This window comes from Gelidibacter sediminis (assembly GCF_004364975.1).
GTDB classification, from domain to species: Bacteria; Bacteroidota; Bacteroidia; order Flavobacteriales; family Flavobacteriaceae; genus Gelidibacter; species Gelidibacter sediminis.
This window is the reverse complement of sequence record NZ_SOBW01000007.1, coordinates 1024112-1046409: the sequence shown is the minus strand read 5'-3', so window position 1 is coordinate 1046409 and position 22298 is coordinate 1024112. Positions and strand designations below refer to the sequence as shown.

Annotated in this window: 20 protein-coding genes and 1 tRNA gene; 17 read left to right on the top strand and 4 right to left on the bottom strand. The window is 33.6% G+C overall.

Features of this window, described 5'->3' with window-relative positions; all coding sequences use genetic code 11:
* Positions 1–2: 2 nt before the first annotated feature.
* Both BXY82_RS04440 and lepA read right to left on the bottom strand, forming a co-directional pair.
* Positions 3–1406: a glycogen synthase gene (locus BXY82_RS04440; RefSeq protein ID WP_133756957.1), complete on the bottom strand. Its 1404-nt coding sequence runs from the start codon at positions 1404–1406 to the stop codon at positions 3–5.
* Positions 1407–1582: 176 nt separating this feature from the next.
* Positions 1583–3379: a translation elongation factor 4 gene (gene lepA / locus BXY82_RS04435; RefSeq protein ID WP_133756956.1), complete on the bottom strand. Its 1797-nt coding sequence runs from the start codon at positions 3377–3379 to the stop codon at positions 1583–1585.
* A gap of 146 nt (positions 3380–3525) precedes the next feature.
* Between lepA and BXY82_RS04430 the strand changes: the two genes are divergently transcribed.
* Positions 3526–5952, top strand: a complete 2427-nt coding sequence (locus BXY82_RS04430) for a TonB-dependent receptor domain-containing protein (protein ID WP_243835678.1) — start codon at positions 3526–3528, stop codon at positions 5950–5952.
* 122 nt (positions 5953–6074) lie between these two features.
* Entirely contained in the window at positions 6075–7067 is a 993-nt protein-coding gene (dusB, locus tag BXY82_RS04425; RefSeq protein ID WP_133757416.1) for a tRNA dihydrouridine synthase DusB, read from the top strand.
* A 17-nt stretch (positions 7068–7084) separates the two neighbouring features.
* On the opposite strand, the gene BXY82_RS04420 is transcribed toward dusB, so the two are convergent.
* Together BXY82_RS04420 and rbfA are read right to left on the bottom strand one after the other, a co-directional pair.
* The gene (locus BXY82_RS04420; RefSeq protein ID WP_133756955.1) at positions 7085–8287 is read right to left on the bottom strand and encodes an ABC transporter permease; all 1203 of its coding nucleotides are present in this window, start codon (positions 8285–8287) and stop codon (positions 7085–7087) included.
* Complete coding sequence (rbfA, locus tag BXY82_RS04415) at positions 8288–8683, bottom strand: 30S ribosome-binding factor RbfA (RefSeq protein WP_133756954.1); 396 nt, start codon at positions 8681–8683, stop codon at positions 8288–8290.
* Between the two features lie 322 nt (positions 8684–9005).
* Between rbfA and mce the strand changes: the two genes are divergently transcribed.
* The 15 genes from mce to BXY82_RS04335 all read left to right on the top strand — a co-directional run bounded on the left by mce (position 9006) and on the right by BXY82_RS04335 (position 22281).
* Positions 9006–9410 (top strand): methylmalonyl-CoA epimerase, encoded by a 405-nt coding sequence (gene mce / locus BXY82_RS04410; protein WP_133756953.1) that lies wholly within the window; start codon positions 9006–9008, stop codon positions 9408–9410.
* Positions 9411–9459: 49 nt separating this feature from the next.
* Positions 9460–9533: transfer RNA gene (locus BXY82_RS04405), tRNA-Ile, on the top strand.
* Positions 9534–9743: 210 nt separating this feature from the next.
* The gene (locus tag BXY82_RS04400; protein WP_133756952.1) at positions 9744–10211 is read left to right on the top strand and encodes a DUF423 domain-containing protein; all 468 of its coding nucleotides are present in this window, start codon (positions 9744–9746) and stop codon (positions 10209–10211) included.
* A 213-nt stretch (positions 10212–10424) separates the two neighbouring features.
* Positions 10425–10874 carry a hypothetical protein gene (locus tag BXY82_RS04395; RefSeq protein WP_133756951.1) on the top strand — a complete coding sequence of 150 codons (450 nt, stop codon included), beginning with the start codon at positions 10425–10427 and terminating at the stop codon, positions 10872–10874.
* A gap of 194 nt (positions 10875–11068) precedes the next feature.
* A complete protein-coding gene (locus tag BXY82_RS04390; protein ID WP_133756950.1) occupies positions 11069–12118 on the top strand; it encodes a TlpA disulfide reductase family protein in 1050 nt (349 codons plus the stop codon).
* 160 nt (positions 12119–12278) lie between these two features.
* A complete protein-coding gene (locus tag BXY82_RS04385) occupies positions 12279–13415 on the top strand; it encodes a hypothetical protein (RefSeq protein ID WP_133756949.1) in 1137 nt (378 codons plus the stop codon).
* 202 nt (positions 13416–13617) lie between these two features.
* Positions 13618–14784: a hypothetical protein gene (locus tag BXY82_RS04380; protein WP_133756948.1), complete on the top strand. Its 1167-nt coding sequence runs from the start codon at positions 13618–13620 to the stop codon at positions 14782–14784.
* A 232-nt stretch (positions 14785–15016) separates the two neighbouring features.
* On the top strand, positions 15017–15538 hold the full coding sequence (locus BXY82_RS04375) for an STM3941 family protein (RefSeq protein ID WP_133756947.1): 522 nt from the start codon (positions 15017–15019) through the stop codon (positions 15536–15538).
* 132 nt (positions 15539–15670) lie between these two features.
* Positions 15671–16186, top strand: a complete 516-nt coding sequence (locus BXY82_RS04370) for a hypothetical protein (RefSeq protein ID WP_133756946.1) — start codon at positions 15671–15673, stop codon at positions 16184–16186.
* 146 nt (positions 16187–16332) lie between these two features.
* Positions 16333–16932 (top strand): hypothetical protein, encoded by a 600-nt coding sequence (locus tag BXY82_RS04365; protein WP_133756945.1) that lies wholly within the window; start codon positions 16333–16335, stop codon positions 16930–16932.
* Positions 16933–17450: 518 nt separating this feature from the next.
* A complete protein-coding gene (locus BXY82_RS04355; RefSeq protein WP_133756944.1) occupies positions 17451–18374 on the top strand; it encodes an AbiTii domain-containing protein in 924 nt (307 codons plus the stop codon).
* 150 nt (positions 18375–18524) lie between these two features.
* The gene (locus BXY82_RS04350; RefSeq protein WP_133756943.1) at positions 18525–19787 is read left to right on the top strand and encodes an LEM-3-like GIY-YIG domain-containing protein; all 1263 of its coding nucleotides are present in this window, start codon (positions 18525–18527) and stop codon (positions 19785–19787) included.
* A gap of 172 nt (positions 19788–19959) precedes the next feature.
* The gene (locus BXY82_RS04345) at positions 19960–20586 is read left to right on the top strand and encodes a DUF4468 domain-containing protein (protein ID WP_133756942.1); all 627 of its coding nucleotides are present in this window, start codon (positions 19960–19962) and stop codon (positions 20584–20586) included.
* Between the two features lie 390 nt (positions 20587–20976).
* Positions 20977–21486, top strand: coding sequence for a hypothetical protein (locus BXY82_RS04340; RefSeq protein WP_133756941.1), 510 nt, complete (start codon positions 20977–20979; stop codon positions 21484–21486).
* 18 nt (positions 21487–21504) lie between these two features.
* The gene (locus tag BXY82_RS04335; RefSeq protein ID WP_133756940.1) at positions 21505–22281 is read left to right on the top strand and encodes an SOS response-associated peptidase; all 777 of its coding nucleotides are present in this window, start codon (positions 21505–21507) and stop codon (positions 22279–22281) included.
* Positions 22282–22298: the final 17 nt, after the last annotated feature.

Here is a 22298-nt window from a genome sequence, read left to right as displayed (position 1 = left end):
AGTTATGGATTTAGAGAGTTATAGAGATCAATATACGCTTGTGCAGAACGATCCCAAGAATGATCAATCTTCATGATGAAGTTACGGTTTTTTTTGAATCTGTCAGTAGCATTGAAAAAATTAATGGCGCGGTAGATGGCAAAACTGCCTTCCTGTACAGTAGCACCGTCATGGAGTACGCCAAATCCGTTATTATCAAAATCTTCAACGGTATCTTTAAGGCCTCCAACTTTATTAACAATAGGCACGGTACCATAACGCAGGGCATACATCTGATTGAGGCCGCAAGGTTCTACGCGGGACGGCATAATTAAAAAATCTGCGGCAGCGTAAACGATGTGCGCCAAACGTTCATTATAGCCTATATAGGTATTATAATAACCTGGATGTTGGTTTTTGAGACGGTCCAATTGCTGTTCTACACGAGTATCTCCGGAGCCCAACATCATGATGCACAAATTTTTATGATAGAGCGAATTGTTGAAAATTTCAGGCAATAAATCAGCGCCTTTTTCATCAACCAGACGTCCAATAAATGCAAAAAGAGGCAAATTAGGGTTAAGGTTAAATTCCTTACAGAGCCATTCTTTATTTGCTTTTTTACCGGACTGAACGGTCTTTATACTGTAATTTTTTATGAGGTCAGCATCGGTTGCTGGATCCCAAACTTTATCATCAATACCGTTTAGGATGCCCACACATTTGCCACTTTCATAGCGTAGCAAATCCTCCAAGCCATTGGCAGCATACATAAGTTCTTGCATGTAATTGGGAGATACGGTGGTCACTTTCCAAGCACATTTTATAGCTGATGCCAACGGATTGATCAGGTGTTTCCAATCTAAAAGTCCTACTTTTGAAAAATCGAAGGGTGGAATAAGGTGAATTTTATCATGGCCAAACCAACCTTGATATTGTCCGTTATGAATAGTGACTACAGTAGGCGTACTGCGCAACTTATGATAGGCATAAGACTGAGACATCATAAACGGAATTAAACCCGTATGATGGTCATGGCAATGCACAATATTTGGTTTTTGTTCCAGTTGTACCAACCAATCGAGCGTTGCAATTTGAAACCCTAAAAAGCGTTCCGTATCATTGGAAGAATACACATAATCAGTATATAACAAACCAGGAATATGTACCAAATAGAGCTCATAACCAAGCGTGTTGTCTTCTAGTGTAAGAATATCAAAATCAAAGGGTCTCCCCAAGTTAAACCGGCCTTTAAACACCCTTTTAAAGGTATGGGATTTAGTAAATTTATTATCGTAAAAGGGCATGATAACACTGCTGGTCTGGCCTAACTTATTTTGATACTTTGGCAGCGCACCAACCACGTCTCCTAGACCGCCAACTTTAGCAATAGGATAGCATTCTGCACTGATATGAAATATGGTCATTGGTTGATTTTATGAGTTCTTTAAAACTACAAAATATTTGAGCATATCACATAGATATAAAATAAATAAATTATTAATACCTATTGGCGGTCAATTTAATGACCGTTTGGGATAATAAAAAACTCCATACAAAACATTTGTATGGAGCCTTTAAAAAAAAATATAATCTTTATGGTTTAGTCATTCAGTTTTAAAACGGCCATAAACGCTTGTTGCGGAATTTCAACATTCCCCACTTGGCGCATGCGTTTTTTACCTTTTTTCTGTTTCTCTAAAAGTTTACGTTTACGAGAAATATCACCACCATAACATTTGGCCGTCACATCCTTACGAAGTGCCTTTATCGTTTCTCTTGAAATAATTTTAGCTCCAATAGCGGCCTGTATTGGGATATCAAATTGTTGACGTGGAATCAATTCTTTCAATTTCTCACACATCTTTTTCCCTATATTTTGTGCATTATCAGCGTGAATTAAAGCTGAAAGTGCATCTACAGGCTGTGAATTCAATAAAATGTCCAATCTTACCAATTTGGAGGTCTTCATACCAATTGGATGGTAATCAAAAGAAGCATATCCTTTAGAAACGGTTTTAAGTCGGTCATAAAAATCAAATACAATTTCAGCCAATGGCATTTCAAAAGTAAGTTCAACACGCTCTGGTGTTAAATAGGTTTGATTAAGCACCATTCCCCTTTTTTCAATACATAAGGACATCACGTTACCAACAAAGTCCGATTTGGTAATGATGGTAGCCTTAATAAAGGGTTCTTCTACACGATTAACGGTAGATGGATCTGGTAAATCTGATGGGTTATTGACAATAAAAGCAACATCAGGATTTTTATTGGTATAGGCGTGGTAGGACACGTTGGGCACGGTCGTAATGACCGTCATATCAAATTCGCGTTCCAATCGCTCCTGTATAATTTCCATATGGAGCATTCCTAAAAACCCACAACGAAAACCAAACCCTAAAGCTGCAGAACTTTCTGGCATAAATACCAGAGAGGCATCATTTAACTGCAATTTCTCCATAGAGTTACGAAGCTCTTCATAATCTTCAGTATCTACTGGATAAATACCGGCAAAAACCATAGGTTTTACGTCTTCAAAACCTTCCACAATATTAGTGGTTGGGTTTGCAAAATCTGTAATGGTATCTCCAACCTTAACCTCTTTTGCGGTTTTAATACCAGTAATTAAGTAACCTACATCACCCGCCTTAACGCTCTTTTTAGGAATTTGTGTGAGTTTTAAAGTCCCTACTTCGTCTGCGTAATATTCTTTATCTGTAGCAACGAATTTAATTTTTTGTCCTTTTTTGATTTCGCCGTTAAATACTCTAAAGTAGGTTTCAATGCCTCTAAAAGTATTATAAACAGAATCAAAAATTAAGGCTTGCAATGGCGCTTCCGGATCACCCTTTGGTGCAGGAATACGTTCTATAACCGCTTCTAATATTTTATCAACCCCAAAGCCTGTTTTACCACTGGCGTGGATCACATCTTCTGCATTGCATCCTAATAAATCGACGATATCGTCTGTTACCTCCTCCGGATTTGCACTTGGCAAGTCTACTTTATTCAGTATTGGGATGATCTCTAAATCGTTCTCTAAGGCTAAATAGAGGTTTGAAATGGTTTGTGCCTGAATACTTTGAGCAGCATCTACAATCAACAAAGCCCCTTCACAAGCCGCAATAGAACGCGAAACTTCATAAGAAAAATCAACGTGGCCTGGCGTGTCTATAAGGTTTAAGACATACTGTTCTCCTTTGTAGGTATAATCCATTTGAATGGCGTGAGATTTTATGGTAATACCACGCTCACGCTCCAAATCCATACTATCCAAAAGTTGATTTTGCTTTTCCCGTTCGGTTACAGATCCTGTAAAATCCAACAAGCGGTCCGCTAGAGTACTTTTACCGTGATCAATATGTGCAATAATGCAAAAATTTCGAATGTTCTTCATATAAACTGCGCTATCTAAGTTGCAAATATAAGCGAATTATTAGCGTTTAAATATTTTTTATTGATTCTAAATAGCACTATATCTGAGGGAAAACCGTAAAATTATATCTAAAACTATTTATATATTGCGGAACTAAAACTATTTATTTGACACGCTCCATTAAATTTGCCTACATTTTTTGTGCCTTATTATCAGTTACATTTAGTTATGGGCAGGATCAAACTATATCAGGTACTGTAGAAGATGCTGATAAATTACCCATTGCATTTGCCAACGTTATTTTAATGACATCTCAAGATTCCACTATCATCAAAGGGGTGTCTACGAATGAGAAAGGTCGTTTTCTTTTTGATAAAATCAAGGCCGATGACTACGTATTAAAATTCAGCTTTATCGGTTTTTCAGACCTTCATAAACAGGTCAGTATCACACAATCTGTTGATCTAGGAACGATTGTATTACGCGAATCTTCACAAGAACTTGATGAAGTTAGCATTTTGATAAAACGACCAACCTTAAAGAAGGAAGCTGACCGATTGGTGTTTAATATCGAAAATACAGCCTTAATTGAAGGAAATATATTTGATGTATTAAAAAACACACCAGGTGTTTTGGTATTGGATAACTCAATTCAAGTTAAAAATTCCAAACCTACGGTCTACATAAACGACAAAAAAGTACAGTTAGATACGGCTGAGTTGATTCAGCTTTTAGAGGGGTCATCAGCCAATAATATCAAAGCCGTAGAGGTAATTACCAATCCGTCTGCAAAATATGATGCGTCAAGCGGTACGGTAATTAATATTGTCATGAGTAAAAATTTAGTTACGGGATACCGTGGTAATGTGTTTGCTGATTTTATACAAGGGGTATTCCCGCGCTATAATGCAGGGAGCAGTCATTTCTTTAAGAATGATCATATAGACTTTTTTGCAAACTACAGCTATGCCCATGATAAAATCAATAGAGATCAAGATGATATTGTTAATTATTTAGATGATACCAACGCTATTGATGAAATATTTAAAGGCACCACCAATAGAAATACATGGTCTAAAACGCACAATTTCAATTTCAATTTTGACTACACGATTGATGCTAATAACACCTTGAGCCTAAGTTCTAACATCCTTGTTTTACCCTATTTTAAATATAAAATCAACAATAAGACACAAGTGTTCAATGGCAATCAGGATTTAGACTATATGTTTAACGCCAACAATCTTTCTGATGATGAAAAGTACAATCTCGGGTTTGATTTAGACTATATCCACAGGTTTAAAAAAGCGGGCGAAAAATTGGCAGTAAACGCCCATTTTACAACGTTTAATTACAACCGAAATCAAAATGTAAAGAGTAATTATTTTGATGCTGACGGAAGTTTTTTAGATGCTACAGCATTTAGAACAGACAATCATCAGGATACCCATATTTACACTGCCAAGGCAGATTATACCTTACCCTTGGGTGAGAGCGCAACCTTAGAATTAGGGGCCAAAGGATCGCATATTAAAAATGTAAGTAAGATTACACAGTTTGATCAAATGGATGGCAATGAGGTGATAGACCCCAATAATACCGATGCGTTTGATTATGATGAAACTATTGCAGCAGGTTATGTTAGTTTTTCTAAAGATTGGGATAAACTAAGCTTAGTGTCAGGATTGCGAGCTGAACATACGGCTACAGAAAGTACTTCAGTGCTCGACGAAACTGTTAAGAGCAAAAATTATCTCGAATGGTTTCCTACAGCAAGCTTGAGTTATGCGCTTTCTGATAAAACTTCAGTATACACCAATTACAAGAGAAGTATCCAACGTCCTAATTACCAAAATCTCAATCCTTTTCAATTTTATCTCAACGATTTTGTGATTGTTACAGGGAGTCCGGAATTGCTTCCTGTTATCGTAGATCACGCCGTATTGGGCACCTCTTTAGCACAAGGAACGTTTACATTAGAAGCTTATTATAAAACATATACCAATCATATTTATGAGCTGCCGTATCAGGACAACGTTGAAAACATGTTGATTTATACGCCCATCAATCTCAATAAAATTGAGGAATTTGGATTTGACTTTATAACATATTTCTATGTACTAGATAATTGGTCTATTTATTTTGTTACGTCATTCTATAATACAAAAAATGAATCTGAGTTTGAAGGCATCAAAATTGAACGAGATCAATGGTCAAATTACAGTGTGCTCAGTAATGATTTTACATTCTTAAAAGACAGAAGCCTCAATTTAAATTTCAATCTGACTTACATGAGTAAAAGTATCAGTGGGTTTAGAGAAATTCAAGACCTTTTGATGTCAGAATTGACCGTTTCCAAAAGTATCTTAAAGAGTAAAGGCAGCATCTCTTTGGTGGTTGCGGATCTTTTTAACACTCAAAATTTTGACATTAGCTCACGTTATCTCAATCAAAATAGCGCTACCTTCTATGATCAGGATACCCGATATATTAAGTTAGGCTTCCGCTACAAATTTGGGAATACCAATTTAGAGACCAACCAACGTCAAAAATCACAGCAAGAGACTGAACGTTTAGAAAAGACTGGTAATTAATTCGCTATACAAGCTCCAATACTTACAAAGCCATCTGCACTTGAATGTTTTTAATAAAAACCTCTGAGGTTTAAATAATTGCATTTATATAAAAAGTATTAATTTTGTCGAAAATTTCAACAGTGGTTAAAATAGGCGACATACAACTTCCCGACTTTCCTTTGCTTTTAGCACCTATGGAAGATGTCAGTGATCCACCATTTAGAGCGTTGTGCAAAGAACACGGTGCTGATGTGGTGTACACCGAATTCATTTCTAGCGAAGGTTTGATCAGAGATGCAGCAAAAAGCATCATGAAGTTAGATATTTATGAAAAGGAGCGTCCTGTTGGGATCCAAATATTTGGAGCCAATTTGGAAAGCATGTTACAAACCATTGATATTGTCGAAAAATCGAATCCAGATATTATTGATATCAATTTTGGTTGTCCCGTAAAAAAGGTGGTGAGTAAAGGCGCCGGCGCAGGTATTTTAAAAGATGTGTGCCTTATGGAGCAGCTGACAGCCGAGATGGTAAAACGTACCAACTTACCAATAACCGTAAAAACCCGTTTGGGATGGGACCATGATTCTATCCGCATTGTTGAAGTGGCCGAACGTTTGCAGGACGTAGGCTGTAAGGCTATTTCCATTCACGGGCGTACGCGTGCTCAAATGTATAAGGGTAATGCTGACTGGGGACCAATTGCTGAGGTAAAAAACAATCCGCGTATGCACATTCCGGTGTTTGGTAATGGCGATGTGGATACGCCAGAAAAAGCAATGGAAATGCGTGATGTTTACGGATTGGACGGCTGTATGATTGGTCGGGCGAGTATCGGAAATCCGTGGTTTTTTAAGCAAGTAAAACACTTTTTTAATACTGGTGAACATCTCGCACCAATTTCTTTGGAAGAACGCGTAGATGCTGCCCGCAGACATCTGCAAATGGCCATTGATTGGAAAGGGGAGAAGCTCGGTGTTTTTGAAACCCGACGTCACTATACCAATTACTTTAAAGGCATTCCAAACTTTAAAGATTACCGTACAAAAATGGTAACGAGTGATGGATCTGAGGATGTATTTGCAGCCTTCGATGAGGTGCTCGAAGTCTTTTCTGGATACGAATTTGTATAAGCTTTAGATGCGCTTTATTAACTTCTAATCAGTTTTTCAGTAATACGTCCTGAAGCAATTTTTGAAGCAATCAATCCTAAAACGGTAATTGTAACAAGAACCAACACAATATTCATAACCTTAATATTAACAGGATAAGGAAGCGATGGTGTGATCATAACCAGCGCGAATTGCTGTTGCAGTACTACCAGAATAAATCCAATTAAAACCCCTACAAATCCACCAAGAATGGTCATTAAACTGCCTTGAAGGAAGAACACACGACGGATATCTTTTGTAGTTGCGCCAATATTATAAAGCGTGTGCAGAGACCCTTTTTTATCCAAAATCATCATGATTAGGGCTCCAATGACGTTGAATAAGGCAATGATGATTACTAAGGTAAAAATCAGATAGACCACTAAATTTTCCGTGTTCAACATCTTGTAGAGCGAATCATTAAGTTGGGCTCTGTTTTTAACAATCACATCGGTTTCAAACTGCTCTAAAATGGCGTTTCTAACCGATTTTTCATCCGCATTTGGATGCAATTTGATTTCGATGCTACTCAGTTGGTTGGGCGCGTAATCCATCAAATAACGTGCATTCGCAATGTCTGTATACACGTAAGAAGCATTTAAATCTTCATTCACATCAAAAACCCCAATATTGACCATGGTTAGTGAGTTGAACGCCCCTTTGATGGAGCTGATTTGTCCAACGCCAGGTTTCGGCACGTACACATTAAGTGTTTTACCATAATCCAAGACCCCAAAAGAGAGGTTGTGCGCAATGCCCCAGCCGGAAACCAATTGTCCGCTGCCTTTCTGAAACCATTGCCCTTGTATGATCATGGAATCAATATTGGTGACGTTCAGATACTGATCGTCTACACCTTTTAGAGATGCTAATACATTTTTATTGTCAAATTCAATAATGATACGCTCTTCAATAATGTTTGAATAGGAGGCAATACCATCAATGTTTCTTAGGGCTGTAGAATCTTTCTCAGTGAGTAAAAAAGATTTCCCTTGCGCAGGTGTAATTTTAAGGTCAGGATCTACAAAAGAAGAAAATTCGAGGCTAAAATCCTTTAGGCCCGCAAACCCTGAAAGCACTATAAACAACGCAGCGGCGGCAACAACTACACCTGAAGCGGCAATAATGGTCATAATATTGATGGCATTATTGCTGCTCTTGGTAAAGAGGTATCGCTTAGCGATGTAAAGCGCAAAGTTCAATTATGATTTTTTACGTTTGTCCAATAAATCGGCGTCCTTAATAGGGTTTTCTTCGCCTTTTAATGACTTATCGATGCGTTCAATATATTCTAGTGAATCATCAATAAAAAACTCCAAATTAGGCATTCTGCGCAATTGATGTCTGGTACGTTGTGCCAATTCATGACGAATGAGTGGCGTGTTTGAACGGATACCTTTCAATAATTCTTCAGCTTCCTTATTAGGGAAAATGCTTAAATATACTTTGGCTAATCCTAAATCGGCCGTTACGTTTACTTTACTTACGGAGATGATAATTCCGCGCATGCCGCCTTTAGTTGCTGCACCTTGAAGCACGTCAACCAAGTCTTCCTGCAATATCCCACCTATTTTTTTCTGTCTATGACTTTCTTCCATGATTCTTATTTATAAATCTAAAACTGCTAATTTTTGATTTAAATTAGTATTAAAAAGCCAAATAGCGGCTTATCAACTGCAAAAATAGAGCATATTTAAGGATTATTGTATTTTTGAGGATACAAAGTTGCGTTGGCGCCACCTTAGGTGGGTCGGATTTAGCTTTGGAATGATAAATGGATTGCTAATTATAAGATTCCCACTTTCGTGGGAATGCATGAGATTCCCGCCTGAGGTTGCTTAGAAGGGGATAAGTTATAATTTAAAGAGATTCCCGCTTTCGTGGGAATGGATGTAGATACCCGCCTTCGCGGGCACGATTATGAAAAAAATAGAACACATAGGCATTGCGGTTAAAGATTTAGAGGTTTCTAACGACTTGTTTGCGGCGCTTTTTGGGAAACCCCACTACAAGATAGAAGCGGTGGAGAGTGAAGGCGTACGCACCTCATTTTTTGAGAATGGCCCTAACAAGATTGAATTGCTGGAAGCTACGTCGGCAGATAGTCCGATTGCGAAATTCATTGAAAAGAAAGGGGAGGGGATTCACCATATCGCCTTTGCGGTTGATGATATAGAAACAGAGCTCAAACGCTTGGAAGGCGAAGGCTTTACCATCCTCAACAAAATTCCGAAAAAGGGCGCAGATAATAAGTTGGTCGCATTTTTGCACCCTAAAAGTACCAATGGTGTTTTGATTGAATTATGTCAGGACATAAAGCCATAAAATTGTTGTATGATTTTAAAATTAGTAGTAATATTGCATCCTCTTAACCGGTCCTATAGCTCAGTTGGTTAGAGCACCTGACTCATAATCAGGTGGTCCCTGGTTCGAGCCCAGGTGGGACCACAACGTACAGAATCCAACTTATTTATTTAGGTTGGATTTTTTGTTTTATAGCGCAATTGACTTCATTACAGCGTTATGAGCACTTTCATAAACATTACAGTATATAAATTTTAAAATTTTCCTCTTGAGGTATTTTACTATCTTGGTGGGATAATATATATATAGCTAACTGCTGATATATACGTGTTACCAAACATTAAAAGCGATAATATGAAAAAATGGAATTTTACAATAAAAAATAATCCTAAAGAGATTAGTAAAAAAATAGAATCCTCACTTAAATCTGTTAACGGATTAGTATTTAATATGAACCATGATAAAAATAAATCAATAACATTTAAAATGCGTAAACGGATTCTATATGCGTGGTACTTGTTCTATATAAACAGCATTGTTGTAAATGGAAAATTATCAAAAACAGATATTGAAAACGAGACTGATATTGAAATTTCTTTCAATCAACATTTTTTATGGAAATCAGTAATATTTACGGATATTATTATGGGACTGGGTGTTCTTATTGCTGTAATTTTAGGAGAAACCAGCAGTGTTTATCTGTATTTAATTGGAATTCTAATTTTAGCTGTTGGAATTATATTGTGGATTAGAATACAGAAAAAATATGAGAGAAATATTCAAGAATACAAGACATTGATTTCCGGAATATTAGAACTTTAAAAGAAAAACGTTTGCCAACACCGTAATTAAGCCATGTTTTGGTCTGTCCCCACTTGGAATCCCGATAGCTGTCGGGAGCGGATTTATTAAAGCCAGTTTTTATTTAGAGAGGTTCGTGCAGACATACGCCACAGCTCATATACCCACACGTTGTAATTCATTTCTAAAAAACAAAAAAATCAGAATTCCAAAGTTGATTTTAAATTATTAAAAATGAGAAACTATAAATACTTAATTATATCTGCATTTTTGATAATTATTATGGTTTTAATTTTTTTACCAAGACCATCAGAAAAAATATACATTGTATTTAATCAAAATGAAATTCAATGTAATTCTAATATTATAGAGGAAAACTGGCAAAAGGGTTCTTATTTAATTTGTGAAGAGTTAAAATTCATAAACTTCATAAAAAATCCAGACAAAAACTCTTTTTATATTGATTTGAATAAAATTGGCAAACTCAACATAACTTCAAAAAGAAAACTTCTTAATAGATTTAACAATGACAAAATTAACAGGGAAAAAAATAATTTTGATTTATTGAGCAGAGATAAAAAAATTGATTTTTATTTAATGATAAAAGACATTGTTATCAACAAGTTTGAGGCTATTCCAGTAGTGGAAATCAAAGTTTTATCCTTACTCAAATTGACGGATTAATTTTATTAAAAACATTTAAAGACAGTAATTAATAAAAAAACAAATTACGACAATGTGTATAAGCAATGGCTAGTGCTTATCTAGAAAATTCCTTCGGAATTTTCTCTGGCAAGTTTTTGTTTACTAAATTATGGGCTTTAACACGCAACTAATCATACACATCAACGTAACCTCCAAGCTGAAAAAACCAACTTATGAAAAACATTTTTACGATTCTAATCATCTGCATTCTTATAGGCTGTAAAGAAAACCCGAAAAAAGAAACAGCAGAAAAAGAATCTTTCAGTCTAAAAGGAACAATAAATGGTGATTATTCAGACTATATATATTTGAATTATGGAAATGTAAAAGACAGCACAAAAGTCTTAAATAACAGTTTTGAATTTAATGGGATGGTTAAAACACCAATTCCAGGAAGTTTAAATTTACAAGGATATTATACAAGTGCTGACATTTATATTGAAAATAGCGATATTTTAATTCAAGCCGATTTTAAAACACAAATTCAGAACGAAATAAAATATAATGTTCTGAAAATAAATGATATTAAAGGCTCTTACTCTGCTAGAATTCAGAACGAGTATAAAGAGTTTTATCAAGCCAATCAGAATAAAGAAAATTTTAAATCTTTACTTTATGAGAAACTTAAATCATTTATTGAGGAGAACAAAAACCATCCATTAAGTGGAACAATTTTGGCAGAAAATGCATTAATAGAGCCTGTTTTAACAAAGAGTGAACTCATTGAAATTTATGCTAAGATTGACACAACCCAACAAAATAAAGAGGATTTAGAAATGTTTAAAATGGGAATCGCAAACCTTGATGAATATGGAATAAATAAACCGTTTTTAAAATTTACTCTACCAAACAGTAAAGGCAAAAATGATGACACAACATCGTTTTTAGGCAAAACAACTTTGGTTGACTTTTGGGCTTCTTGGTGTAGACCTTGCAGAATAAAACATCCTGACTTGATAAGACTTAAAAAGAAGTTTGAGAAAGATAATTTTGATATTGTAAGCGTTTCAATTGATGATAATAAAAAGAATTGGATTCAAGCTATAGCTAAAGATAATCTGACTTGGACTAATTTAATTGACTTTGACAAGCAGGTATATAATGAACTTGGAATTCAAGGAATACCATTTAATTATCTGATTGACGAGAATGAAATTGTTTTAGGCATAAACTTATCCATTATAGAAATTGAAAAAATAGTAAGTGAAAAAGCCAGCAGGTAAAGTCGTGTATAGCCTATGGCTTGGTTAGTCCTTACTTGGAATCCCGATAGCTATCGGGAGCGGATTTTCCAAAGCCAGTTTTTATTTAGAGAGGTTCGTGCCGTCACTCGCCACAGCTCATATACCAACACGTTATACACAATGCAAAAAATATAAAATTATGATATTAAAATACAAACCAATTGAAATAATAGAGAATGAAATAAATAATGTAGATACGTTGACTGTCGTTATTTCAATAATTAATAATAACTCATTTAACCCTAACAAAACTTATGCTATAATTTTTAAAAAAGATTCGCATTTTGCGAAAAATTTAATAGAATATCCGACCGAAATTTTTTCTTTAGACTTAGAAGATTTTAAAATAAGAAAAATACAATTTGACTATCTTGACAAAAAATATGGCTATTTTCATAACAGTTTGATAAACCAATTAGTTAGCAATAAAAGTGCAACTGAAATAGAATTAGATTTAATTAAAGATTCTTTAAATGAATGTCTTTTCAGTTGTCACGCTGAAATGTACTTATATTTTATTTACAAAGTAATATTCAACAGAGAATTCAAAAGCATTAGTTACGACGAAAATTTCAAAAAAAATATATTCAATAGATTCAGAGAGGTTATAGCAGTTATTTTAAAAGATAATTATGAAATTACTATAGATCCTCTAAAAAAATTATCAGTTACAGAAATTCAAGAAATTCGAAGTAAATATGCCGATGCTCTTGATTATGGTCAGGGTTTTACTGATTCAATAGCTAATTTTGTTATGAAAAATGACAAAGCATTGAACGTTTCTTCTAATTTATTAAAAGACCGTAAATATTTTTATAATTTTTATATTCAAAAAACTCTAATTGAGGCATTTATAGTTTGTTTAAAAAGAATTATTTCAAATCAAAATTCAAATGAATATTTTGGACACGAGATGGTCGTATCTGATGAAAGAGTGGAACTTAAAATTTTTCCAACACCCTTTGGTTTTACCCAAGTAGAGAAAATTACTGAGTTTTCGAAAGAAGATAAACTAGAAAATTATTTGCTTAATTATCTTGCGAAAAATGATTTTATTAAAATTGAAAATGAAGAAACTAAGAACGCTCTAAAAACAAAATGGATATTTGAGAAAAAAGACATTATTAACCTATTTTATGTGGATAGAAAATATACTTTAAATAAAGCAAACTTTGGAAGACAAGACAGAAGTTATATGTTCGATAGTTTAATGGCTAAAGGTCAAATTAATTTGTCAATATCACAGCTGTTAAACACTGTCTATAACAATGTATAAAAAAATATAGGGCAAGTCAGTGCTAAACCCAATGTTTCAGGCTTATTTGCAACGTCGCCAAATTTTTTGATTTGGCTTATAGAAAAATAATTTAAAACAAAATACAAAAGATTTATCTTGAGTATAACCCGAGAGGTAGTTGTTTATTTACAGCTCTACTTCTTTAATACTAAACATTGTCCATCGTTTTTTTAAATCCTAAATGAAAGAATTAATTATATTAAATAAAAGATTTTTTTTAGAGTCAATATCAGCTTTTTATCCAATGTCTGAAGATTTCATAAATAAATATTCAAACTATTTAGATTGGTTCGGTGCGGATTATCCCGAGTTTGGAATATCTAATAATGAAAAAATTAATTGGAATTTGAAGTTTATATGGGAAAATAAAAATAAATTTAATTGGGCTGGTTTATCAGCAAATAATGCTATTTCGTGGAATGACGAGTCAATAAAAAAATTTGAAGAATATATAGATTTTGAATATTTATCTATGAATTCCAATGTCGAATGGAATGAAAAATTGCTCGAGAAATATAAAACGAAATTAGATTGGCAATTTCTATCTCAAGAATCTTTTCCCTTCGATGATAATTTATTAGAAAAATATAAAAAAGAAATATGGTGGAGTGTTCTTCCAAATAATCCTCACATAAATTGGACTATAGAATTAGCGGAAAAATATATTAATGAAGGATACTTGTCAACAATACCAAATATATCGGATCTCAAAATAACTTCTGATTTCGTCAATATTTTTGGAGAAAAGATTTCCTGGTCAAGTCTCTCTTGGAATACAAGCGTTATTTGGACACCAGATTTATTAGAAAAACACAAAGGCAGATTAGATTGGTCAGGAATTTCAATGAATTCATCTATACCTTGGAGCGATTCGTTAATAGAAAATCTAAAAGATTATTTAATTTGGAACGACCCTTCCAATGGCTCATTATCTCGGAATGAAAAACTTCCGTGGACTGAACAATTGATTGAAAAATATTATCATAAATGGAATTGGGAATCATTGTCAGAAAATGAAGGTCTTTGTTGGTCAGAACAGTTAATTGATAGGTATAAAAATATCTGGACTTGGGGTTTTCAACATGTATATTCTGGTCTTTCAAGTAACAAAGGGTTACCTTGGTCAAATCACCTAATTGAAAAATATGAGGACTTATGGGATTGGGATGAAATTAGTTTAAATGAGTCAATTCATTGGTCTACAAGTTTGGTTAAAAAATATAGGCATAAATGGCATTACATAAATTTAATAAGTAACCACAAAGTTTACGAAGATTTATTTTCAAATATTTCAGAAGAAAATCTATCTCATTATTTTAATCATTATATTGAAAATTATCGCGAATAAAAGGATGTACAATAGTATATAAGCAAGGCGGGATTTTTTCAAGTTTACTGTATTTGTAAAACCTCCGCATTTATACAATGCGACTTATTTCTGACAAAATTAATAGGCGAAATTTGTAAAAATTAGCTCGTAAACAATCAACACACGCCATAGCTCATATACCAACACGATATACGCCATTTCAGACAATCCGTTAATATTAAAAGATCCGATAAAAATTATTGAAATAAAATTGAAAGAATTAAACTTTTACTCTAAAAAATCATCTTCATTTTTACTCCTTGTAATTTCTTCCTTAATTGTTATCGCCGGAATATTTCTTGAAGACAAACTAATTAACTTTCAAGAAAAGCCATTTAAAACGGTGCTTTTAATTTTATCCTTTTTATTATTTGCTTTTGGAATTATTTTATCAATTTTATTATTGACAAGAACAAAACCACTTCTAACGATAACAAATAACCAAATAATTATTCATAGCGTTCTGACTTCATCTAAAACTGTAGAAATTAAGAATGTAAAGTCTTTTTTTATCGTTAACACTTACAACCGAGGAATTGCTACAAACAGGCAAATATTTATTGAATTATATAAACCTACAGAGAATTATACAAATATGTGGCTGCACAAATTTATTAGAAGAATAAGTAAACCATTAGCAAATTCCCAATACGCTATTCAAACAGATTTTATTAATATTAAACAGCAGGAACTTTTAGAAATACTAAACAAAAGGATAAAAAACGTCGTATAACAAGGTATTTCTATTAGTGGGGCGGAAGTTCCTATCATAAAGAATTTTACTAATTGTTCAATTTGTTATATTTACTAAGACTTGTTATAAAAAGTCCCCGCCAACAGAAATACCCAACCTTAGGCATTAATTATGAAAAAACTGCTTCTAATAATATTAATTTTAAACTTTGGCTTCACTTTTTCTCAAGAAATTGAGTTGATTGAAAACCGAAAGTTTGAAGGAGCAATATTTTCCAATTCTTATGAGATTCCATATTCTGAAAATCCTTCGATTGAAAAACGGTTTACACCTACAAAAAAGGAAATTTTGGAATTGGAAAAACAATTACAGAATGATATAAAGAAAATTAATAAGAATAAGCCCAATCAAGGAAAAGGTTACGGACCGATTATTCATAGAAAACTGAAAAAATACGACCGACAATACATCGGATTTATAGACCAATATGGACAAAAAGTAATACACATCAATTTTATTTGGAATGGCTACAGTCTTTGGGAATCTATTCGAGGCTGGACAAAACCAGATGGCACTTGGAAATCAGAATGGCAAGTGATTTTTGATGGAGGAAGTCGATATTGGAATATAAATTATATCATTGATAAAAAATGTTTTGTGGATTTTAGAGTAAATGGTGTTGCATAGAAAGTAAATAAATGTTGCCAACACCGTAATTAAGCCATGGCTTTGTCCTTCCTCGCTAGTAAAATCCTGCTCCTAACAGCTATCGGGAGTCCAAAGTCTATTTTTATTTGCTACAATCCACGAACATTCAAAAAACGACAAATAACTTGAAAGAATTTAAAGGTACTTGGTTAATGATTAAAACAGGAGACGATTATTCCGAACCTGAATTAATTGAATTTTATGACAATAAAGTTCTTCACTTTGGAGTTCGGAATGAATCGCATAATGGAGTTTTATCGAAAAACGAAATTTGGGTTGAAAATATAGCTGACACAAGATTTGAACTTGTAAACGCAAATCGGATTAGGTTTTTTCGCAATGGAAAGGAACATAAAGTAATAAGCGAAACGGAGTCAATTACTGTAGACAAAATTTTTGAGGTGGACTATGAACGCATTGAACCTACTAAAACTGATTTATCCAAGATGGACATTGAGAAATTGGAATTTAACGTACAATGGAATAATGAACATATAAACTTTGTTTTTAATAAGGATTTAGATAGTTCAGCTATTCAGGAAGTTAACAAACGAATGCGTAGAGAAGGTCGGAAATTAAGTCTTGAAAACCTTGACGGAACGTATTTCGGGGCAATTTATAATAATGGAGTAAGAGAAACTTTAATCCCTATTCGTGAAATTAGTAAGGAAAAATTAACGCTATATGGATTTCCGGAAAAACCTTACGAAATCACAGTGCCATGACAAAAATAGGCGAGCTATATTTCCGCATTGTATGTATTGGAAAAAATGACCAGCAGCGACCACCGAAAATTTGTAGAAGGTCATTTATATCGCGACCGTCTTCAAAATTGGAGAAACTAAAGTACAGTGGGAAACTCCACAATAACAAAAAAGCCTTTCACGAAAATGAATGGCTTTTTTGTTTAAGGTAATGACCTTCATTACAGTATTATTAGCACTTTCTAGAAAAGCCAACTTTCAAATTCTTTCTACAGAAGAGGTCTGTTAATTAATTCTCAGATTTTAAAATTTGGTTCTTTCAATTGAAAAACTCGTGATATACCAAGGCTTTAACTTAAGCGTAAGTAGGAGAGTACTTTAAATAAAATTTAAAATGTTTTAAGTGGGGGATTTTACTATCTTGGTGGGAAATATGTGTATCTCAAAAGGGTGTTATATATGTGTTGGCACAATTCCACCTATTTCGGAAAAAAAATTAATCACTTAAAGCTAACGTATTAAGTAAAGATCAAAATTATATGAAACTCATAGCAGACATAATAAATGAATTAATTGATACTGAGAAATCAATTAGTTCTCCTTTACTCAAAACCAAAGTGTTAGCATCTAGAACTCAAAATGCTCAACTGCTTGATTGGGTTAGTAATGAATTAGAAGGTTATAGTTTAAAAGATACTTTACCTAAGCATCGAATTTATCGGTGTCAATTAATCGGAACTTATACAGTTGGTTATACACAGTACAATAACCAACCAATACCAACTGACGGACTTCCAGAAAGTTTAGAGGATTCGGTTCGATCTGTTGAATTCTATCAAAGTATTTCTGGTTTAGAAAATTTATATAAAAATTGCACTTCTGGAGTCTTAGAAATGCCTCTACGTGCGGAATTAACTGGAGTAATTGGTTATAATTGGCAAAAATTAGGAAATCCTTATCTACATCTAATTAATACTAGAAAAAAAATTGCTGCCGGAACTATCACTGAAATCATATCTGTTGTAAGAAATCGCTTATTAGACTTTATGCTAAAAATCGATGAAGAATATGGGAATATAACTGATATTACTGAATTGAAAACAAAAAAAGACGAAATAAATACGATTATGAGTCAAACGATTATAAATACGAGTGGAGATGGAAACGTTGTAAATACAGGAAATAAAGCTAAAATTGAAGCTAAAATTAAAATTACGAAAGGAAATAAAGAAGAATTAATAAAGCATCTGCAAAACCTTGGTCTAAATTCTGAAGATACTGATGATTTAGCAGAAATAATAGATACAGAAGAACCTAATCAAAAAACAAAAATATTTGGTACAAAAGTTAATGCTTGGACAACTAAAATGCTCGGAAAAGCATTGGATGGTTCTTGGAAAGTTGGAATTGGAACAGCTGGAAGTTTATTAGCAGAAGCTATTGGAAAATACTATGGATTTTAAAATAATTGTGCCTAACAATATGTATAAGCTATGGCTAGTTCTCGCCTACTTTGGAAATTCCTGCGGATTTTAAAATGTGAAATGTCAATTTGCGGTTCTCTCCGTGACTAATCACGTCACAGCTTATAAACAAAACTGGTATAAATAATTGTGAAGAACCCTTTGAACAAAAATGAATATTACGTTTACGGATTAATCGATCCCAGAAATGATCAATATTTTTACATTGGTAAGGGTAAAGGTAAAAGGTATTTATCTCATTTAAAACCTACAAAAAATGACTTAAATTTCTCAAAACTAGAAAGAATTCAAAAAATTAAAGACTCTAATTTAGAGGTGAAAATTGAAATTTTATTTCCAAATCTTGATGAAGATACTGCATTTGAACTTGAGAGAATAATTATTTACAAATTAGGAAGACAAGTTTTAAATGAAGGAATTTTATCTAATTTAAATCCTGGAGGAAAATGGAGACTTAAAGATTCTATTTTTTATCCTAAAGCCTATCAACCAAAATTTGAGTTAAATAAATTAGATTTTATTGCTCAACAAAAATTTCAAGAAATTCCAACACTTTCGCAATTCAATTATTTAAATACACCTAATAAAGAACAAAAAATTTACACTTATAATAAAAATGGAAGTTTCAAATGTGAAGAAACACTTGATGAATTTTTTTCAGACGGGATTAATAAACGACAAATAGAATTATTTAAAGCAATACGCGAAAATAATTTCCCGGTTTATTCAAATTGGATTTATTCAAAGCAGTTCTTCGAAAAATTATATGTTTCCGATAAAATACCTTTTGCTCAATACGACATAATAGATGAACAATTCAATCTCAATTTTGATAAAGAATTTGAGAAATCCCTAAAGTTCAATTTAAAAAGCAATATAAATGGAGTATTACGAATGTCAGTTGAAAGAAATAATAATACTATAACGCTTACTTCATATTATCCTTCTGGAAATAAAAAATATTTTAAAAAAACTAAGAAAGGAAAACCTTTCAAAATAACTTGTGAATGGTATGAAAATGGGAATTTAAGTGTTAAGGAAGAACTCAAAGATTCTCACAATGAATATATTCGAACTACTTACTACGAAAATGGAAATAAAGAATCCAAAATAAGTACTTTGAAAGAAAATAGAAGTTACGAAAGATGGTTTCCAAATGGAGTAAAAGAAGTAGAGTTTATTGAAGGTATCGGATATGTACATTATGATGAGCAAGGTATTAAGACAAGAATTGAAGGGTTAAATAATGTTAGTTATTATAAAAAAAATCAACTGACTTTGGATGTTTTTGAAAACATTGAAATCTCAAAAGAAATCAAAACAGAAGAAGAACAATCAGATTTAGATTGGTATAATTATCAACAAGAAATTGATAAATTGAACGAATTCTAAAACAACAATTTAACACCGCATATAATCAATTGCTAGGTAAGCCTACTTAAGAATCCCAATGGATATCGTGACTCGCGGATTATCTATTCAGTTTGTATGTATTTACTAAATGAAGTGTTTAAAGAACGAAAACAGTCATTACAAATATATCGAACACTAATAAAAAGTACCTATGAAAGTAACAACGATTCTGACATTTATTTTAATTGGATTTATTGGGAACGCACAAGTTGTGGTCGATTCAATAAATGCAAAAATCTATGTTGATAGAGTTCAAGAAATCGAACTAGACAAAAATGAATTACAAGAAAAAACAAATCGTTGGGTTGCAAAGAATTATAATAACTCTAAGTATGTTACTAGAATAAACAACGAAGATAATATTTTGATAAAAGGAGCATTTGATGTTGGAGCCGACTTTAGTGCTTTTGGAGCAACCTTATATTCTGAGCGAAAAGTGGAATACACTCTGGATTTAAAATTTAAGGATGGAAAATATAAAATTGATATTTCGGATTTGTTGTTCGATGGAATTGACGCAACGCGCGCACTTTCTGTCTATTTTATGAGCTATGACGAATATAAAACTTTTAGCCTAAAAGCTATGGAAGAATATGACGGAATGGGTAAAAAGGCTGCGATTAAAAGAATAAACAACGATGATAAATTTCGAAAGGATTATGAATCCCAACAGAATTATGGTAAGAAAATCATTCCGCAAATAGTTGACAAATTAAGCCAAATTGACCTAAGTCTTTTGTCTTATTTAAAAAATCAAGACATGAAAGATGAATGGTAAATGAAACTTATAACCTGTTTACAGGCTATTACTTTGTCTATCCTCGCTTATTAGCTCACAAATCCAAATAATTCACAGTATCAGGACTATAACATTAACTCCCTAAAGTCTCATATTTTACATGCCTTCTGAGTCATTTATTTAAATCCTTTAGCTTGAAAACCACCCAATAAAACATTGGTTACGCAGGATTAAGTGTGGCTAAGTTTAATGATGTAAGGTTGAGGAATAGAAGATTCCAAGTCCAAAATAATTTAAATATCAGAATTCTAAAAAGCGTAATTTCATTATCTTAGGTGTAGAATTTTCATTTCGACACTTACTATGATTTAATCTTTGTGCGACCTGCGAACTCACCCAATTCTTCTAGGCCTTTAAATTTGAGAATACATGAAAAATCTAATCCTCCTACTGCTGAGCCTTTTTTTGGGCAATATAGGTAGCTCTGCACAGCAAACGGTTGTGCAAACCAATAGCGATCATCATTCTCATGCTGGCACACATCATCTTGCTGTATTTAATGGGGCTACAACCAATTTCACGCATAAATCTACCGCCTATACGGTGGGGTTAGATTATGAATATCGCATTTCGGAAGTAATTGGGTTAGGACTTCTCTCAGAATTGATTTTAGGTGATGCGAATGAGGTTTTGGTGGGGATTCCGGTATTCGTACATCCTTATAAAGGTCTGAAATTAATTGCGTCACCTTTGGTTGCCTTTACCGCAGCACACAATAGTAATGGACATGAGCATAAAAAGGCCACTGATCTTTATTTCCGGATAGGCACTGGTTATGATTTTCATGTGAATAAACTATCGTTTGGTCCCGTGGTTAATTTTGATGTTGGCAAAACTACAGCCCTTAACTATGGCTTGTCATTTGGTTATGGATTGTAAATACTCAGAATAATTTTTATGTGCTACGACGTTAAAATATCTTTAGAATCACAATTGAAAAGAGCCGCTAGGCGAGGCGATGCCTCTGCGGTGGATGAAATCATGGAAAAACTAATTCCGTTGACGGATTTGCCCTTATTTCACGCTTCTGGCTTTACACATCCTGAAGTTTTAATCTACACGGACCGCTCTCCAGACTATCCTGAGGTTGCTACCTGGGGATTGGTGCCGCATTGGGTGAATGACGCAGAGCAATTAAAAAAGACTTGGAATACCACCTTGAATGCCCGCGAGGAAACCATTTTTAAAAAACCGTCTTTTAGAGAATCCGCAAAAAACAGCCGCTGTTTAATCTATGCCGATGGGTTTTATGAACACCGTCATTTCAATAAAAAAACATATCCGTATTTCATCTTCCGAAAGGATAAAGAACCCATGATTTTTGCGGGATTATATAGTGAGTGGACTAATCCTGAACATGGCGGCAAGCTGAATACCTTTTCAATAGTGACGACTACAGCCAACACCATACTGTCAAAGATTCATAACAATCCTAAACTAAAGGAGCCGCGCATGCCTGTTATTTTACCGGATGCCTTAGCCGATAAATGGCTGATTGGTTATGATGATCCTTTGGATAAATCGACGCTAGAAGACCTCATTAAAGCCTATCCAAATGATGCGTTGGACGCTTATACCGTGGCTAAATTAAGAGGGAAAGACTATATGGGCAATACTGAAGCAATTTCTGAACCACTCCACTATGAGGAATTGCCAACGCTGGATATGGATTAAATTTATGTTGATTTAGA

Excerpts from the sequence above, each read along its gene's own strand:
- BXY82_RS04380 (WP_133756948.1), top strand. The coding sequence starts at position 13,618 with ATGAAAGAATTAATTATATTAAATAAAAGATTTTTTTTAGAGTCAATA.
- mce (WP_133756953.1), top strand. The coding sequence starts at position 9,006 with ATGAAAAAAATAGAACACATAGGCATTGCGGTTAAAGATTTAGAGGTT.
- BXY82_RS04395 (WP_133756951.1), top strand. The coding sequence starts at position 10,425 with ATGAGAAACTATAAATACTTAATTATATCTGCATTTTTGATAATTATT.
- BXY82_RS04440 (WP_133756957.1), bottom strand. The coding sequence starts at position 1,406 with ATGACCATATTTCATATCAGTGCAGAATGCTATCCTATTGCTAAAGTT.
- BXY82_RS04345 (WP_133756942.1), top strand. The coding sequence starts at position 19,960 with ATGAAAGTAACAACGATTCTGACATTTATTTTAATTGGATTTATTGGG.
- BXY82_RS04335 (WP_133756940.1), top strand. The coding sequence starts at position 21,505 with ATGTGCTACGACGTTAAAATATCTTTAGAATCACAATTGAAAAGAGCC.
- BXY82_RS04390 (WP_133756950.1), top strand. The coding sequence starts at position 11,069 with ATGAAAAACATTTTTACGATTCTAATCATCTGCATTCTTATAGGCTGT.
- BXY82_RS04355 (WP_133756944.1), top strand. The coding sequence starts at position 17,451 with ATGAAACTCATAGCAGACATAATAAATGAATTAATTGATACTGAGAAA.
- BXY82_RS04385 (WP_133756949.1), top strand. The coding sequence starts at position 12,279 with ATGATATTAAAATACAAACCAATTGAAATAATAGAGAATGAAATAAAT.
- BXY82_RS04340 (WP_133756941.1), top strand. The coding sequence starts at position 20,977 with ATGAAAAATCTAATCCTCCTACTGCTGAGCCTTTTTTTGGGCAATATA.
- BXY82_RS04370 (WP_133756946.1), top strand. The coding sequence starts at position 15,671 with ATGAAAAAACTGCTTCTAATAATATTAATTTTAAACTTTGGCTTCACT.
- lepA (WP_133756956.1), bottom strand. The coding sequence starts at position 3,379 with ATGAAGAACATTCGAAATTTTTGCATTATTGCACATATTGATCACGGT.
- BXY82_RS04400 (WP_133756952.1), top strand. The coding sequence starts at position 9,744 with ATGAAAAAATGGAATTTTACAATAAAAAATAATCCTAAAGAGATTAGT.
- rbfA (WP_133756954.1), bottom strand. The coding sequence starts at position 8,683 with ATGGAAGAAAGTCATAGACAGAAAAAAATAGGTGGGATATTGCAGGAA.